This is a genomic window from Lentzea waywayandensis (assembly GCF_900115955.1).
Lineage (GTDB): Bacteria > Actinomycetota > Actinomycetes > Mycobacteriales > Pseudonocardiaceae > Lentzea > Lentzea waywayandensis.
Map to the genome: position 1 here is coordinate 19,728 of NZ_FOYL01000022.1, position 16,088 is coordinate 35,815.

The 16,088-nt window shown below is 69.5% G+C and carries 13 protein-coding genes; 12 read left to right on the forward strand and 1 reads right to left on the reverse strand.

Translation table 11 applies throughout. From position 1 onward, the window contains the following. Positions 1-175: 175 nt before the first annotated feature. From BM417_RS44770 to BM417_RS44830, 12 genes are all read left to right on the forward strand, one after another. Positions 176-1,120, forward strand: a complete 945-nt coding sequence (locus BM417_RS44770) for an RNA polymerase sigma-70 factor (RefSeq protein ID WP_093606218.1) — start codon at positions 176-178, stop codon at positions 1,118-1,120. 82 nt (positions 1,121-1,202) lie between these two features. Further along, positions 1,203-2,387 carry an NAD(P)/FAD-dependent oxidoreductase gene (locus tag BM417_RS44775; RefSeq protein ID WP_093606219.1) on the forward strand — a complete coding sequence of 395 codons (1,185 nt, stop codon included), beginning with the start codon at positions 1,203-1,205 and terminating at the stop codon, positions 2,385-2,387. Between the two features lie 31 nt (positions 2,388-2,418). Next, positions 2,419-3,261, forward strand: coding sequence for an NAD(P)H-binding protein (locus BM417_RS44780; protein ID WP_093606220.1), 843 nt, complete (start codon positions 2,419-2,421; stop codon positions 3,259-3,261). A 39-nt stretch (positions 3,262-3,300) separates the two neighbouring features. Next, positions 3,301-4,119 (forward strand): alpha/beta fold hydrolase, encoded by an 819-nt coding sequence (locus BM417_RS44785; protein ID WP_093606221.1) that lies wholly within the window; start codon positions 3,301-3,303, stop codon positions 4,117-4,119. A gap of 198 nt (positions 4,120-4,317) precedes the next feature. Beyond that, a complete protein-coding gene (locus tag BM417_RS44790) occupies positions 4,318-5,787 on the forward strand; it encodes an FAD-dependent oxidoreductase (protein ID WP_093606264.1) in 1,470 nt (489 codons plus the stop codon). Further along, complete coding sequence (locus BM417_RS44795; RefSeq protein ID WP_093606222.1) at positions 5,784-6,830, forward strand: hypothetical protein; 1,047 nt, start codon at positions 5,784-5,786, stop codon at positions 6,828-6,830. The genes BM417_RS44790 and BM417_RS44795 overlap by 4 nt, the downstream gene beginning before the upstream one ends. Positions 6,831-6,858: 28 nt before the next feature. Beyond that, positions 6,859-7,455, forward strand: a complete 597-nt coding sequence (locus tag BM417_RS44800; protein ID WP_093606265.1) for a TetR/AcrR family transcriptional regulator — start codon at positions 6,859-6,861, stop codon at positions 7,453-7,455. Between the two features lie 580 nt (positions 7,456-8,035). Next, positions 8,036-9,307 (forward strand): RNA polymerase factor sigma-54, encoded by a 1,272-nt coding sequence (locus BM417_RS44810; protein ID WP_143139095.1) that lies wholly within the window; start codon positions 8,036-8,038, stop codon positions 9,305-9,307. A gap of 71 nt (positions 9,308-9,378) precedes the next feature. Then, on the forward strand, positions 9,379-11,037 hold the full coding sequence (locus BM417_RS48340) for a hypothetical protein (protein ID WP_093606224.1): 1,659 nt from the start codon (positions 9,379-9,381) through the stop codon (positions 11,035-11,037). Positions 11,038-11,041: 4 nt separating this feature from the next. Beyond that, the gene (locus tag BM417_RS44820) at positions 11,042-12,394 is read left to right on the forward strand and encodes a hypothetical protein (RefSeq protein ID WP_093606225.1); all 1,353 of its coding nucleotides are present in this window, start codon (positions 11,042-11,044) and stop codon (positions 12,392-12,394) included. Continuing rightward, positions 12,391-14,172: a hypothetical protein gene (locus tag BM417_RS44825; RefSeq protein WP_093606226.1), complete on the forward strand. Its 1,782-nt coding sequence runs from the start codon at positions 12,391-12,393 to the stop codon at positions 14,170-14,172. The genes BM417_RS44820 and BM417_RS44825 overlap by 4 nt, the downstream gene beginning before the upstream one ends. Next, positions 14,172-14,942 (forward strand): amidohydrolase family protein, encoded by a 771-nt coding sequence (locus BM417_RS44830; protein ID WP_218164772.1) that lies wholly within the window; start codon positions 14,172-14,174, stop codon positions 14,940-14,942. Before BM417_RS44825 ends, BM417_RS44830 begins: the two co-directional genes overlap by 1 nt. On the opposite strand, the gene BM417_RS44835 is transcribed toward BM417_RS44830, so the two are convergent. Further along, the gene (locus tag BM417_RS44835; protein ID WP_177320972.1) at positions 14,887-16,077 is read right to left on the reverse strand and encodes a sigma 54-interacting transcriptional regulator; all 1,191 of its coding nucleotides are present in this window, start codon (positions 16,075-16,077) and stop codon (positions 14,887-14,889) included. The two genes, BM417_RS44830 and BM417_RS44835, sit on opposite strands and share 56 nt — an antisense overlap. Positions 16,078-16,088: the final 11 nt, after the last annotated feature.

Here is a 16,088-nt window from a genome sequence, read left to right on the forward strand (position 1 = left end):
CCTGTTCGAGATGGCGCTGATCTTCAAGCTGGGGCCACGACCCGGAATTCGGTCAGCACACCCTCGGCGAGCCACCTCGGACGCGCGCCGCGTTGGGCGTGGCAGGCCCCATCGGGATGTCGGAAGTTGGTGGGAGCGACGGCGTTCGAACCACGTCGGATGGTTAACTGAGATCATGCTGGTCGGCGCGCATGAGGTCCAGGTGTTCGAGGCGGCCAGGGTGCGGTTGGAGGCAATCGCGTACCGCCTGCTGGGGTCGGCCAACGATGCCGAGGACGCGGTGCAGGACACGTTCCTGCGCTGGCAGTCCGCCGACAGGGCGCTCATCGAGACGCATGAGGCGTGGCTGACGAAGGTGCTCACCAACATCTGCCTGAATCGGCTCACTTCCGCGCGGGCCAGGCGGGAGACCTATGTGGGCCAGTGGCTTCCTGAGCCGGTCTTCGCCGGGGACGGGATGCTCGGCCCGTCCGACACCGTTGAGCAGCGTGAATCGGTCTCGATCGCGATGCTCACGCTGATGGAGCGGCTCTCGGCCAAGGAACGCGTTGTGTACGTGCTGCGCGAAGCGTTCGGATACTCGCACGGTGAGATCGCGGAGGTGCTCGACCTCACCGAGTCGAACTGTCAGCAGGTCTACCGGCGTGCCAAGCAGCACCTGACCGCCGACCGGCCCAGGGTGGAGGTCGACGCGACGGCGGCTCGCAGGATCGTCGAGGAGTTCCTCGCTGCGGCACTCAGCGGCAAGACCGAGTCGCTGGTGAGGATGCTGACCGACGATGCGATCAGCGCCGGCGACGGTGGCGGCGTGGTCCTGTCGGCGCCTCGGCCGATCATCGGTGCCCTCCGCGTGGCGAGGTTCCTTCGCACGCTGTTCAAGCCCAGCGAGGCCAAGTGGGAGATGATCGGCGGTCGCCCCGACCTGTTCGCCGCGGTCGCCAACGGCGCACCCGCGCTGGTGATGGTGGTCGGTGATCGGGTCGCCGGAGTCTTCTCGCTGGACGTGACCACAGACGGCATCGCGGCGGTCCACGCCCAGGCGAACCCTGGCAAGCTCGAACGCGCGACGAGCCAGTGGTCCGTGTCCGAACACGGGGAGCCGCTCACCGGCGACTGGTGACGCAGGTCACTCTCCGCTGCTGTCAGGTTTCGCGCCGCTGTCCGGTTCAGGAAGCAAACACCGACCGGACAGGAGCAAGACCATGAAGCACCGCATCGTCGTTCTCGGGGCTGGATACGCTGGAGCCAACGCCGCCGGGCGCCTGGCCAAGCGGCTGCACCCCGCCGACACCGAGATCACCCTCGTCAACGCCGATCCCGACTTCGTCGAGCGCGTCCGCCTGCACCAGCTCGCGGCCGGCCAGGACCTGTTGCCCCGCGCACTGACCGATGTCTTCGCGGGCACGGGTGTGCACGTGCGGCTGGCGCGGGTCACCGCAGTCGACGCCGAACGCAAGATCGTCGATGTCGTCGAGGCCGATGGTCCTGGCGAGATCCCTTACGACACGCTCGTCTACGCACTCGGCAGCACCGCCGGCAACTGCGGCGTACCTGGCGTCGCCGAGCACGCCCACAACATCGCCGGCAAGCAGCCCGCGCTGCGGTTGCGTGCGTCTCTGGCCGGCCTCGCCGAGGGCGGCACCGTGCTCGTCGTCGGTGGTGGCCTCACCGGCATCGAAGCCGTCACCGAGATCGCCGAAGCCCGACCGGACCTCGAGGTCTCACTCGCCGCCCGCGGTGGCCTCGGCGACTGGCTGGGGGAGAGGGCCCAGGGCCATCTCCGCAAGGCGTTCGACCGGCTCGGCATCACCTTGCACGAGCACACCGACATCGCGAGCGTCGAGCCGACCGGCGCGGTCACCGCCGACGGCCGTGCGATCCCCGCCCAGGTGACCGTCTGGACGGCCGGCTTCGCCGTCCATCCCATCGCCGCGGCCACGACTTTGCAGGTGTCCGCGACGGGGCAGATCGTGGTCGACGACACGATGCGGTCCGTGTCGCACGCGGACGTCTACGCCGTCGGCGATGCCGCGCTCGCTCCGGGCGCGAGCGGCACGCCACTGCGGATGTCGTGCGCCTCGGGAGTCCCCACGGCCTACCAGGCGGCCGATGCCATCGCTGCCCGCCTGACCGGACGCCAGCTGCCCCAGAACAAAATCGGCTACAACGGCCAGTGCATCAGCCTCGGCCGCCACGACGCCGTCATGCAGTGGGTGACCCCGGACGATCAGCCCAAGCCGTCCGCGGTCACGGGCAAGATGGCCGCACGCCTCAAGGAGCTGATCTGCAAGGCCGCCGCCTGGAGCATCTCCCACCCGACATCGATGTTCCCAACCCGTCGCCGCCACGCCATCCCGGCCGAAGAGGCCCTCGCGATCGCCGCGTGACATCCCGCCACCGCAAGGAGGAACGACCGTCATGATGCTGATCACCGGCGCCAACGGCGTCGTGGGACGTCAGGTGATGAACCTGCTCCTGCGAGACGGCACCGCCGTCACCGCGGTCACTCGCGGCCTTGGCAAGTCCCTGTTTCCCGGCAACGCGAAAGTCGTCGGCGGCGACCTGTTTCGTCCACAGTGGATCGAGCGGGTGCTGCAAGGAGTCGAAGCGATTCAGATCAGTCCGCGCGCCACCGGCCCCGGCCTCGCCGAGTTGCTGAAGCTGGCCGCCGAACAAGGCGTTCAGCGCGTGGTGCTGCTGTCGGCCACCACCGTGGAGTACCCAGCAGGGGAAGCCCGCTTCGCCGCCCAGTTCAAGTCAGCCGAGGACCTCGTTACGAGCTCTGGTCTGAAGTGGACGGTCCTGCGCCTGGCCGACTTCGCCGCCAACGCGCTGGCATGGGCGCCACAGATCAAGGCAGGCGATGTGGTGCGCGGCGCGTACGGCCACGCCGCCACCTCCCCGATCCACGAGACCGACATCGCCACGGTCGCCGTGGAAGCGCTCCGCGGCAGCACCCCGACGGAGTCGGTGTACACACTGACCGGTCCGCAGTCCCTGGACCAACACGAGAAGGTGCGGCTCATCGGCGCCGCCATCGACCGGACGCTGTCCTTCCAGGAGCTTCCACCTGAGCAAGTGCGGCACGGCATGCTCGCGCAAGGACTACCCGAGGAGGTCCCTTCCCGCCTGCTCGGCTCACTGGCCGACTACAGCGAACGTCCCGGCCCCACATCCCGCACCGTGGAAGACCTCCTGGGCCGTCCCGCGCTCACCTTCGCCGACTGGGCACACGACAACGCATCCGCCTTCCGCCCCTGACACCGCAACGACCTGCGCGGCCAGTGCTTTGATGGGATCATGGATCTCTCTCGGCGGTTCCACTGGCGCGGTCGTACCGTCGCCTGGGATGTCCGCGGTCAAGGCCCAGCGGTGGTGTTGTGTCATGGCACGCCGTGGTCGTCGCGCTTGTGGGAGCCGTACGCGCACGCCCTGAGTAGCGAGTTCACCGTCTATCTGTGGGACATGCCCGGATACGGCGCATCCTCGAAACACGCTGACCATCCGGTCGACCTCGCCGTCCAGGGTGAACTGTTCGCCGACCTGCTCGCACATTGGGAGCTGCGCGAACCACACGTCGTGGCCCACGATTACGGCGGAGCGGTCTCCCTGCGCGCGCACTTGTTGCACAGGGCCATGTACGGGTCGCTCGCGCTGGTGGACGTCGTCGCGTTGCGGCCGTGGGGCTCGGACTTCTTCCGGCTGGTCGCCGCCGGCGCCGACACGTTCGCGGCGCTGCCGCCGGCGGTCCATCGCGGTGCGCTGGAGGCCTACGTCCGCGGAGCCAGCCACCGCGGCCTGACCGACGAGCAACTGGCGACGCTGACCGAGCCGTGGCTGACCGCCGAGGGACAGGCCGCGTTCTACCGCCAGATCGCCCAGGCCGACGAACGGTTCACCGACGAGTTCCACGACCTGCTTTCGACGATCACCACGCCGACCCGCGTCATCTGGGGTGACCGTGACACGTGGATCCCGCCGGATCGCGGCCGCCGGCTCGTGGATCTCATCCCAGGCGCCGAACTGGAGATCATCGAGAACGCCGGGCATCTCGTGCAGTACGACGCACCAGTGGAGCTGGCTGTCGCACTGCACCGATGGCTCACCAGGACGGGCTGAGCCGGCACCGTGGCCGCATTAGCGTGCCGGGAGCGTTTCCCGGCGGGCCAGGGCCCTGCGATGAGTGCGTGCAGGGCACCGATGCGGCGCACGAGCCAGGCGTTGACCCAAAGCGGTAGCCCGTAAGCCGGATTGACGCCACCCCTCGTCATTCATACATTCGAGTCCTGGTTGTATGAATGACGAGGGGTGGTCCGCGTGACGCTGGGCAGAACCGCCGTCGTACTCGGTGGCAGCACCGCTGGTCTGTGCGCCGCCGGGGCGCTCGCCCCCTACTTCGACCAGGTGGTGGTGCTGGAACGGGACGAGCTCCCGGCCGCCGCGGAGCACCGGCGTGGCGTGCCGCAGAGCAAGCACCCGCACTTCCTGCTGAACTCGGGAAGGCGCGCGATCGGGGAGCTGTTCCCCGGATTCGAGGACGAGCTCATCGCCGCGGGCGGGTTGCATCTGATGCCGTCTCTGGACGCCGCCTACCTCGACGGGGAGGGCTGGTCGGCGCGCAAGCGCGGGGCGATGACGATGATCTACGGATCGCGGATCCTCATCGAACGCGTGTTGCGCGACGCTGTTCGAGTTCTGCCCAACACGACCATTCGCGAGGGTGTCTCGGTGCACGGCCTCACCACGCGGGACGGGGCGGTCACCGGGGTCGGCCTGTCCACGTCCGCCGGCGAGGAGCACCTCGACGCCGACCTCGTGGTGGACGCGATGGGGCGCGGGTCTTCGGTCAGCGGCTGGCTCGTGGCCGCCGGATGGCCCGAGCCCGAGGTGCGCACGCTCGACGCCAAGGTCACCTACACCTCGCGCTGGTACGAGCTGCCCTCACCGGCCGAGCGACCGGCGTCGTGGTGGTGGCAGCACCTGGTGATCATGCCCACCCCGGACAAGGGGGAGCACCCCGCCGAGCACGAGTTCCTGGTGAACTTCTTTCCCATCGAGGGGAACCGCGTCATCGCCTGCATGGGCTCGTGGGGAATCGACATGCCCCGCACCACCGAGGCGTTCGTCGAGTCGGCGCGCCGGGTGCGGACGCCGTTGTTCGCGGCCGCGATGGACCGGTGTTCACCCACCTCGGAGGTGCACCTGACCCGGTCGACGGGCAACAAGTGGCGGCGCTACGACCGCCTGAGCACACCTGGTCTGGTGTTCGTCGGCGACTCGATCTGCGCGTTCAACCCGTTCTACGCTCAGGGAATCAGTTCTGCGGCGATGTCCGCACTGTTGCTGCGCGAGCACCTGTCTCGCGCGCAACGCCTCGACGCGGAGTTCTGCACCAGGTTCCTCGTGGCGCAACGCAAATCGCTCACCGTGCCCTGGTCGCTGGCGATGGCGAGGGACCAGGGCTACGAGTGCGCGGTGGGCACCGAGAAGGTGCCGGAGTGGTGGCGTCGCGTTCTCGCGGCCATGTCCGGCCCGGCTTTCAGTCTCATCGTCGGTGCGGCGCGTGAGTACGAGGTGGTCGACGAGCACTTCGCGAAGGTGTTCAACATGGACGAGTCGCTGGGCGAGATGATGCGGAACCCGCGGGTGATCGCGGCGCTCGTGCGCTACCGGATCCGGACGGCGCTGGGACGGCAGCGGATTCCCTTCGGGTTCGATCCCCAGGCGGAGCCGCCGGCCACGGACTACTCGCCGAACGGTGCCGCGGCAACGGTTACCGCGCGATGAGCGCCGTGTGCGGGCCGGAGGCGGAAGCCGTCGCCCGCGGCCTCGGCTTCGACTGCCACGACGTGTCACCCGTGGTCTCGGTGCGGTTTCCGTGGGATCTCGCGCACTGGACGATGCCGCTGCTCGAGCTGCTCATCATCGGCGGCGCTGTTTTCGCTCTGGTGCACGCGTTGCGCCGCTACCGCCACGGCGATCCGATCAACCTGGCGCTGTGGTGGACGTCGCTGGTGTACCTCGCGGTGATCGAACCACCGCTGTACTTCCCGGAGTGGTTCGGACTCAACGAGATCTACGGTTTCATCTTCGCCCACAACCAGTTCACCGTGCAGTTCATGTGGGACAGGTTGCCGCTCTACATCATCGCGTTCTACCCGGTGATCAGTCAGCTCGCCTACGAGCTGGTGCGGTCGCTCGGCATCTTCCGGCGCCGCGGCGCACTCGTGGGGTCGGTCGCCGTCGCCTTCGCCTGCCAGGTGTTCTACGAGGTCTTCGACCACATCGGACCACACCTGAAGTGGTGGGCCTGGAACCCGGACAACCGCATCGTCAACCACCCCGCGCTGGCAGCGGTGCCGATGACGAGCATGCTGCTGTTCGCGTCCGTTTCGTTGGGGGCCATGACCTATCTGGTCGTGCGCCTGGCCGGCGAGCGCCGCGGGCGGTCGTTGGTGCCGCGCGTTCTGCTCGCCGGCGTCCTCACGCCGCCGACCATGGCGATCGCGGGCATTCCGTCGAGCTTCTTCAGCGGTAACGCCACCGCCCAGGCCTGGGTTCTCGGCGTCGAACTGGCACTGGTGTGGCTGGCCGGTGGTTGGATCGTCCTGTCGCAGCTGAGGTCGCCGGGGCCTGGTGAACCGCTGTCCGCCTTCGTCCGGATCTATCCGGTCGTCTACCTGGGCGGGATGGCGGTGTTCTGGATCAGCGCCCTTCCTGACGGCCCACCGATCGCAGGCGCGCTCTACGCGCTCACCTGTTTCATCGGGGCCGGTCTGTTGCTCGCGGCGCTGCGTCGCGTGCACCGGAAAGCACCTTCCACCGTCTGAGCCAACGCTCTGAGGGATGATGGTGCGCATGGGGTACCACGGCTGGCAGGGCAACCCGCCCGGCACCGAGGACGAGGCACGCCGCCGGATCGTCAAGGCGGCGATGGCGTGTGTGGACCGCGTCGGGCTCGCCAAGACCAGCATGTCCGTGGTCGCCGCCGAGGCGGGCGTGACGCGGCAGACCGTCTACCGCTACTTCCCACGCCTCGCGGACATCCTCAGCGCCGTCGCGCTGGCAGGCGTCGAGGACTTCGCCGCGCGGATGGCACGGCACCTCGCCTCGTTCGGCAGCCCGGCCGAGGTGGCCGTGGAGTCCGTGGTGTTCGGCGTCCTGGAGGTCCCGCGGGAGCCGTACCTGGGCCTGCTCCTGCAGGCAGGCGAGTCCGACTTCTTCACCGTCGCGGTGACCTCCCCCGAGTCCTTCGCGCTCGGCGCGCGCATCCTCCGCGACGTGCCGGTGGACTGGGCCGGTGCCGGGATCGACACCGACGACGAACTCCAAGGGCTCGCCGAGATCCTGATGCGGCTCTTCCTGTCGTTCCTGCAGCATCCCTCGACGCCGGCGCTCACCGACGACCAGCTGCGGGCTCTGGTTCGCCGGTGGATCGGGCCCGCTCTTCGGTAGCCGCCGCGTTCGTGTGGGGGTGCCAGAACTCTGCGTTCGGCCGCTGAGCCGCGGTGGTCGGGTTCCGTCGTTCGGACGGCATGATCGTGTGCGTGGCGCTGCGACTGTTCTAACTCGTCTTTGTCCAGCCAGGTGGGTGGTTGGTTCTTCTTGGCCGGTCGTCGGCGGCGAAGGATGTGGAGTTGCTGGTGCTGCGGCATGGGGTCGCGGTTTTGCGGCGTGCCCATGGCCGTCCGCGTCTGGACTCGGCTGATCGTGCGGTGTTCGCGACGTTGGTGCGGCGGCTGCCTGTCTGGTTGCGGGAGCACCGACTGGTGTCCGGGCACCGTGCTGCGATGGCATCGGCGCTTGGCCGCGAAGAAGTGGACCTACCCGAGTCGGACTGGGTGCCCGCGGGTCGATGAGAGAGTCCGCTGGTCGCCTGCAACGTTGGTCTCGTTCAGCCAGCCTGGCCTGGGAGGCGTTCACCGGCCTGACGCACGCCGTGTCCAGGACCCACCTCACCGGCGGTTGGCCCGGTTCTTGCAGAAGCGGAGACTGATGTGGCCTATCCGAGGTCACCTTGTCCGCGGAGGTTGGTTTGTCCATCGCACTCGAGATGAGGATGGCTCCCCGGCTCGGCCTCGAGGTGTCGCCGGCCATGGTCGTGTTCGGTGAGCTGCTGATGCTCCCGTACCCCGCCATGCAGTTCCTCATCGATGACGAGTTGTCGGCCAACGCGGCGCTGGAGCGGACGGACACCGAGGAGTGCCCGCTATGCCGCGGCGCGTGGCGAGCCCGGTGCCCTGTCTGCACGGTGCGAGCGGATCGCGCGGGTGGACCGTCGATGGCCGAGGCACGGGATGTGGCGGTGGCCGAGCCGGACACGCACGCCCTGCTTCGCGCGGTGCGGGCGGAGATCGGTACATCGGACGCGGCAGTCGTCGAGTACGTCATCGGGAGTCTCGACGAGCACGGGCTGCTAGACCAGTCGTGCGCACAGCTAGCCGTCGAACTGGGCGTCGCCGAGCCGCTGGTGGCACGGGCGGTGGACGTGATCCGCCGGACTGGGCCTCCGGGCGTCGGCGCCTTCACCGTCGCCGAGTGCCTGTTGCTTCAGCTGGACGCCTTGTGCCTCCAGGACGAACTGGTTCCGCTCGCGCGTGCGGTCATCAACGACCACCTGCCCGCGTTGGCCAAGGGTCGCTTCGCCGCGATCGCGACCGCACTCGGAGTGTCGCGCGGCAGCATCCGGCAGGTGCTCGAGCTGATCCGGCTGCGGCTGCGGCCGTACCCGGCGTTCGACGGCAACTCGGCGGCGACGGCGAGTCACGTCGTGCCGGACATGATCGTGCGGGCGCACGACGAGATCGACGGCGAGGTCGTCGTGGAGCTGGTCGAACCCGCCATGAACCGGTTGGCGATACGGCGGTGCGGGCGTGGCGACGGAACCGCTTCTCGTGCGCACTCGTTCCTCGCGCAGCTGCACGACCGGTGGGCGACGCTGCGCGGCGTCGCGGAATGCGCCGTCGAGCACCAGAAGGAGTTTCTCCTGTACGGGGGAGCGGCTCTCGCGCCGCTGACCCGCGCGTCGGTGGCGGGGGAGCTCGGCCTGCACGAGTCGACGGTGAGTCGTGCGGTCGCCGACAAGTACGTGCTGCTGCCCGACCGCACCGTGGTGCCGCTGTCCCGGTTCTTCGGCGTCAGCGGTGGCCTTGACGAGGAACTGCGCAGGCTTCTGGTGTCGGCCGCTGGTCCGGTGTCCGACCAGCACCTCACCGAGCTGCTGCGGGAGGCCGGCTATTCGGTCGCCCGGCGCACCGTCGCGAAGCATCGCGCGCGTCTCGGTTTTGCCGCTGCCTCACTGCGCTGAGCCCTGGTGGCACGGTTCTTGCAGAAGTCCTGGGGTGTACGCCCGAAAACGGGCCACCCCTGGAGGTAGCGGTGCAGGACCTCGATCTCGCGTCCGAACTGCTCGACGTGACCGACGAGGCTGGGCTCGGGCGGTTCCTGCGGCGGCTTCCCGATGGCGCACGCGGCGACTTCACCGAGGTTCTCGGAGAGCTCGCCCTGCGGACGCTGCCGACGCTGAACCCGGTGCACGGCGCCAGATCGGCGGCTCGCGTGTACGGCCTGGAGCTCGAAGGCATGAGCTCCGACGACCGCGACTTCGAGATCGCCCGGCAGTTCGTCCGGTTCGCCAGGGCGGTCGCCGCCGACGGTGGCATCACCGCGGCCGCGCGGGAGTACGCGCCGGGTCTGCCCTTCCCCCAACCAGTTCGAGAGGAGCCTCGCATGTTCGAGACGGGCACGCAGATGGCGAGTTACGAGTCGGACGAGTACCAGCGCGGTGAGCCGGAGTACGGCCCGTACGGCGAGACGGAAGGTGGCCAGTACGGGGAAAGCGGCTACTACGGGGAAAGCGGCTACTACGGGGAGAGCGGCTACTACGGCGAGAGCGGCCAGTACGGGGAGGCCGCGTACGGCGAGTCCGAGTTGGACGAGTCCGAGGACGGCGGCGAAGGCGAGGGTGAGGAGCAGTTCTTTCCGTTGCTGCTCAAGCTGGCCCCGTTGGCGGCGCAGGCGATCGGCGGACTGCTGGGTGGTGGGAAGAAGAAGCGGCAGGGCGAGCTGGAGCTCGACGAGTCCGAGTACCGCGACGGCGAGGCGGGTGACGCCGAAGAGCAGTTCCTCGGCGACATCTTCAAGAAGGTGCTCGGCTTCGGTGAGTCCGAGGAAGAGATGCCCCTCGCGCCCTCGCTGGAGGCGGATCTGGCCGGGCGCCTGCTCGAGGTCGCCGACGAGGAGGAGCTGAGCCGCCTGCTCGGTGGGATCGTGAACACCGTCGGACGGGCGGTGCAGGGCGTCCGCGGCGCGGCGAACTCCCCGCAGGGACGGGCGTTGATCCGTGCGGTCAAGCCGCTGGTGCGGGACGCGCTGCCGGCTCTCGGCAACGCGATCGCCCCGGGAATCGGCGGCCAGATCGGGTCGGCCGTGGGCTCGATGTTCGAGGCCGACGAGTCCGAGATGTCGGACGAGCAGGCGCAGTACGAGATGGCGCGCCGAGCGGTCCGGCTGGTGGCCGCGGCCGCCAGGAACGCCGCAGCGGCACCGCCGGACGCACCACCGCAGCTCGTCGGTGAGCTCAGCATCTTCCGGGCGGCACGGCGTTTCGCCCGGCCGCTCTACCGCCGCGCCCTGCGGAGGCTCTCACCGCTCGCCCGGCGTTACCACGGAAGGCGCTACGGCGGCTTCCGCCGCGGCTACCGCTACGGCTCCCGGTACCGGTCGTATCCGCGCTACGGCGGCTACCGCGGTCCGCGCTACGCGGGCGCTTACGGCTACCCGGTGAGAAGCGGCTTCCCCGAGCCCGGACCGGAACAGGCGCAGGAGCCCCCACCGCCGCCGGAGCAGCCGGGCTACCGCTGGGTGCGCGTGCCCGTCGGCGGGCAGGGTTCCGACGACATGCCACCCGGTGCGGACGCCCCGCCGGCGGAACCCTCTGACGGCGGGCAGCAGAGCGAGTACGGGTACGGGTACGGCAGCCAGCCGAGCGGCCGGTGGGTGCGCCGCGGCGGCAAGATCATCCTGTTGGGCACCTGATCCGATGTCCGCGAGCAGGCTGCTGGAGCAGGAGACCCGCGCGCTGCTGACGAGGCTCGCGGCGGTGCGGCCGTTCGTGCTCCAGGAGACCTTCGTCGCGGCGGCGGCGATCTCCCCGTCCGCGCTCGCCGGGATCGAGCAGCACCTGATCATCGGACGGCGGGAGGTGCACCGGCGCGCACACGGATTCCTCCGCTGGCTGCGGGGACCGGGGCACGACGCGCCCGCGGCCGAGCAGCAACGCCGCTTCTGGTTGCTGCGCCTGAGCTTCCAGGCCGCGCTGGCGCAGTTCGACCTGTTCTCGGAGGTGATCACCCAGCGCAGCGAGCACGAGACCGGCGTGCTGCTGTCCGGGCTCGACCTCGCGGCGGCGGAGGCGTTGCGCCTGCCCGGCGGGTACTTCGAGGGGCCGCCGGTCGTCGTGTCGCTGCACCGCGGGCTCGGTGGCGCCATCCGCCGGGCCAGGACCAGGCTTCCCGGCGGCGGCGACAACCCGGTGGCGATCATCCGGATCCCCAGGGAACGCATGATCGGCTACGGCGTTGCCTCGTCGCTGGTGCACGAGGTCGGTCACCAGGCCGCGGCGTTGCTCGGGCTGGTCGGCTCGATCAGGGAGCAGCTGCGCCGGTCCCCGGCCGGTCAGCGGCGGGCGTGGCGGATGCTCTCCCACTGGGTCTCCGAGATCGTTCCCGACCTCTGGGCCGTGGCGCGGATAGGGATCGGTTCCACGCTCGGACTGGTCAGCCTGGTGAGTCTGCCGCGCGGGTTCGTCTTCCGCGCGCCCGACGAGGACCCGCACCCGATCCCGTGGGTGCGAGTGCAGCTCAGCTGTGCGATCGGCGACCGCCTCTACCCGGACCCGCAGTGGCGGCGGCTCGCCGCGACGTGGCGGGATCTGTACCCGCTCACCGGAATCCGGCCCGAACTGGTGGAGGTCCTGGCCGAGCTGCGTGCGGCCATTCCCGAGTTCGCGTCGGTTCTCGTCGAGCACCGCCCGGCGAGCCTGCGCGGCTGGACGCTCGGCGAGGTGCTGCACAACCCCGACATCCAGCGGACCGCGCTGCTGGAGCGGTTCGACGCCTGGCAGGCCGATCCCGGCCGGATGCCGGCGGCACCTCCCACCCTCGTCTTCGCGGTCTTCGGCCAGGCGCGGGCCGACGGGCGCCTTTCACCGGAACGCGAAAGCCGCCTGCTGCGGCGGCTGATGGCGGGCTGGGCGGTCACCAGCACGCTCGAGACGGCCAGGGCCGTCGGCCGATCCGGCGCCGGGATGTTCGTCGGCCAGCCGGCCATCTGGACCGGCCGCCTCGGGACACCGCACCTACTCACGCTTGGAGAGACATCATGTCGCAAATGATCACCGCGGGCGGTTCGGCCGACGATGCAACCCACACCATCACCGCCTACCCGAGCCGGGTCACCGCGGGCGGGATCGTGTTGCTGGTCGCCGACACTCCTTGCGTTGACGGTCTTTACGACGCCTTGTGGGCGGTCGTCGGGCCGGTGGTGCTGACCGGGCAGAAGAGTCGCGTCGCCCTGCTCGGCGCCACCACGGTCACCGGAACACAGGTGAACCTGGAGCACGGGCCGGAGATTCGGGCCACCTTCGACACTCGCGACCTGCCCCTGGGCGCCTGGCGGGTCACCCTCACCCTCACCGAGGTCGGCGGAGGCGTCGAACCGAGGACGTACACGCTCGAGTCCAACCCGATCGAGGTGCTGGCCCGGCCGTTCGGAGCGGGTGACGACGTGGCGGTGACGCTCAAACGTGCCGCCGTGGCGCCGACGTCGGACCAGGCGTTGTGGGTCAGGATCCGCAACAGCACCAACGCGATCGGGTTCGACAACTTCAGCAACTTCATCGACGCGGTGGTGTGTGGTGAGACGCTGGACAAGGAGACGAGGCACAAGCTGCGCAAGGTCAAGAGGCGCACCGCGCTGCCGTTCCCGAACGTGGACAGGTACCGGTTGCTGAAGGCCGCGGCCGAGGTGTTCCTGATGATCCACTGCGGGGTCGCGCTCGACGACTTCCAGGACTTCGACCCGGACGAGGAGAGCCGGCGGCTGAACCGCGACGTGACGGAGCTCGGACTCGAAGGGGAGATGCGGGAGTACCTGACCGAGCTGTCCACGGGAGACGGCGGCTTCGTCGACACGTTGCCCTATCTGGCACTCATCCGGCGCAAGCTGCACGACGTGGCCATTGTCGGGGCCGGCGACGACGAGGACCGTGCGAACGTCTGCTACGGGATCCTCGCGGAGAAGCTGACCAACCCGTGCTTCATCGAGCTGCTCTGGTCCTATTGGAACGATGAGGGCCGGCTGTCGCAGACCTTGAACGCGATCGCGTGGCGGTTCCAGAACCGGCGCACCGCGGCGGGTGACCGCGACCCGCTGGTGAACCTGAACGTCGACCCGCTCAGGCCGCTCAACAACCTGTTGTGGGGCTTCATCCAGGACGAGGGGCACCGGCTCACCATGGTGCGTCGCGCCTTCGAGTACCAGAACGGCTACGGGCTGGTGCTCGCGGCCAAGCCGGGCCGCCCGGTGCGGCCCGCCGACTCCCGGTCGCAGTTCATCGAGGCGTTCCACCACCTGCTCAAGCTCGCTTCGGTGTTCTACCTGCACGACGACGACACCACCCGGATCGCTGACGGCTTCGGCGTGCTCAACGCGCTGAAGGAGACCCACCTGCTGCTGACCCAGGGCGCGCACAACCAGTACGGCGACATGCCGTTCGCCTCTCGCCACGAAATGCTTATGCACCAATGGATCCTGGCCAGGCCGGAGATGCGTGACTTCCTGCCGACCCGGACGATGGTGGCGTACCCCGAGGCCTGGATGGACCGGGTCGAGGCGATGAGCAGGATGCAGGGCTGGTCGGACGTGTCCGTGGTGCACTTCCGGGACCTCGCGGTGTACGGCGAGCAGATCCTGCTGAGCATCCGGTTCGGCAACTGGGCGGCGGTCAACGAGCCGGAGCGGGCCGCGAACCTCGTCCGGTACCTGAGGGCGGAGGTGCAGGGCTACGTGTACGCCTACCGCGCGGTGACCGGAGTGGACCTGACGGAGCGTTCGGACTACTCGGCACCGTCGTCGCACCTGCGTCAGCGCCGTGGAACGTACCGCGGCTGATGCTGGTCATCGACGCCCACTGTCACGCGGGGCAGGGGGACGGTTTCACCGGGCCGTGGGACACCTCCGCGCCGTTGCGCCGTTACCTGCGGCGCTGCGACGAGGCGGGCATCCACCGGTCGAACCTGCTCGCGGCGTTCCACACCGACTACGCCGCCGCCAACGAGGAGGTCGGCCGGATCGTCGCGAGCCGCCCGGAACGGTTCTCCGGCTTCGCTTTCGTGCACGCCGAACGCGACCGCGGCCGAATCCTGCCGATGGTGCGGCGGGCGGTGACCGGCCTGGGCCTGTGCGGGATCAAGGTGCACCGCCACGACGCCCGCATCAGCCGCGAGATCTGCGACGTGGCAAGGCGGTTCCGGCTGCCGGTGCTGTACGACGTGATGGGCGAGGTGGCCGCGGCCGAGCTGCTGGCCACCGCGTACCCCGACGTCGACTTCGTGTTCCCGCACCTGGGGAGCTTCGCCGACGACTGGAGCGCGCAGCTGGCGTTCTGCGGCCTGCTCGCCGAGCGGCCGAACATCTACACCGACACCTCGGCCGTGCGCCGGTTCGACCTGCTGGAGCGGGCGGTCGAGCGGGCGGGCCCGCACAAGGTGCTCTTCGGCACGGACGGCCCCTGGCTGCACCCCGGCCTCGAACTGGCCAAGGTGCGCCTGCTCGGCCTGCCACCGGCCGCGGAGGCGCAGGTGCTGGCGGGCAACTTCCTGCGACTCACCCGGCGGGCTCGGAAGCCAGCCGCGTCGCCACGTCGGCAGCCCGTGCCGTGATGTCCGCCAGGGAGGCGCCACGGGCGAGACCGCACCGGATGCTGTCCTCGAAGTCCTGGTCCGGCCAGCCGTCCACCCGCGGTGACTCCGGCCGTTCGTGCTCGGGAATGTCTCCCACCGTGATCACCCCGTCGCCGAGGTACCGGTGGATGATCCGCAGCACCAGCCCGCGCAGGTCCCGGACGTTGCCCGGATAGGCCCGGCGGACCAGCAACTCACGCACCGCGCCCTCGAGCTCCGGCGGTCGGCGATCCGGATGCACCTGGCCGAAGAAGTGCCGGAACAGCGGGATGATGTCCTCGGTCCGCTCCCGCAGGCTCGGCAGGTGCAGCGTGCACCCGGCGATCCGGTAGTAGAAGTCGTTGCGGAAGGAACCGTTGGCACGCTCAGCCTCCAGGTCCCGGTTCGTAGCGCACACCAGCCGGAACTTGCTGCGGCGCCACGTGTTGCTGCCAACCCGCTTGAACGTGCCCTCCTGGATGACCCGCAGCAGCTCGGCCTGCAACGTCACCGGGAGCTCACCGACCTCGTCCAGGAACAACGTGCCGCCGTCGGCCAGCTCGAACGCCCCTTCCCGCGGCGCCGACGCGCCGGTGAACGCACCCTTCTCGTGCCCGAAGAACTCACTGCCGGACAACGACGGCACCACGGTGCTGCAGTCGAGGATCACCAGCTTCTTCTTGTGCGGCCGCGGATCCAGCTCGTGGATCAGCTGGGCCACCCGCTCCTTGCCGGTGCCGCTCTCGCCGGTCACCAGCACGGCCGCACTCGTGAACCGCGCCACCTCGACGGCCTCCCGCAGCACCGTCTGCCACACCACGCTGTCGCCCACCAGGAACTCCTGAACGTGCCGGCAGGCAAGCAACTCGTCGATGGCCTCCCAACGCCGCAACCGCTCGGCGATGTGGTGCGCCTGCTCGCCGGTCCAGGTCACCACGTCCGATGCTCCCGCGCGCAGCAGATCCCAGCTGCCGGCGGCCCTCGGCAGGCTTGTGGCCGACAGCGCGAGGATCCGGTCGGATCGGTCGCTCGTGATCTCGCGGAGGCGGTCGATCACCTCCGGGGTCGCTGTGTCGAAGACGATCACGCCGTTCTGCGGCTGGTCATGGGTGCGTGGGCCGAGTTGGATGTCCATCGCGTCCAGGG

Bases quoted from the DNA above. Each gene is read 5' to 3' on its own strand.
- BM417_RS44770 (WP_093606218.1), top strand. From the start codon at position 176: ATGCTGGTCGGCGCGCATGAGGTCCAGGTGTTCGAGGCGGCCAGGGTG.
- BM417_RS44775 (WP_093606219.1), top strand. From the start codon at position 1,203: ATGAAGCACCGCATCGTCGTTCTCGGGGCTGGATACGCTGGAGCCAAC.
- BM417_RS44780 (WP_093606220.1), top strand. From the start codon at position 2,419: ATGATGCTGATCACCGGCGCCAACGGCGTCGTGGGACGTCAGGTGATG.
- BM417_RS44785 (WP_093606221.1), top strand. From the start codon at position 3,301: ATGGATCTCTCTCGGCGGTTCCACTGGCGCGGTCGTACCGTCGCCTGG.
- BM417_RS44795 (WP_093606222.1), top strand. From the start codon at position 5,784: ATGAGCGCCGTGTGCGGGCCGGAGGCGGAAGCCGTCGCCCGCGGCCTC.
- BM417_RS44800 (WP_093606265.1), top strand. From the start codon at position 6,859: ATGGGGTACCACGGCTGGCAGGGCAACCCGCCCGGCACCGAGGACGAG.
- BM417_RS44820 (WP_093606225.1), top strand. From the start codon at position 11,042: ATGTCCGCGAGCAGGCTGCTGGAGCAGGAGACCCGCGCGCTGCTGACG.
- BM417_RS44825 (WP_093606226.1), top strand. From the start codon at position 12,391: ATGATCACCGCGGGCGGTTCGGCCGACGATGCAACCCACACCATCACC.
- BM417_RS44830 (WP_218164772.1), top strand. From the start codon at position 14,172: ATGCTGGTCATCGACGCCCACTGTCACGCGGGGCAGGGGGACGGTTTC.
- BM417_RS44835 (WP_177320972.1), bottom strand. From the start codon at position 16,077: ATGGACATCCAACTCGGCCCACGCACCCATGACCAGCCGCAGAACGGC.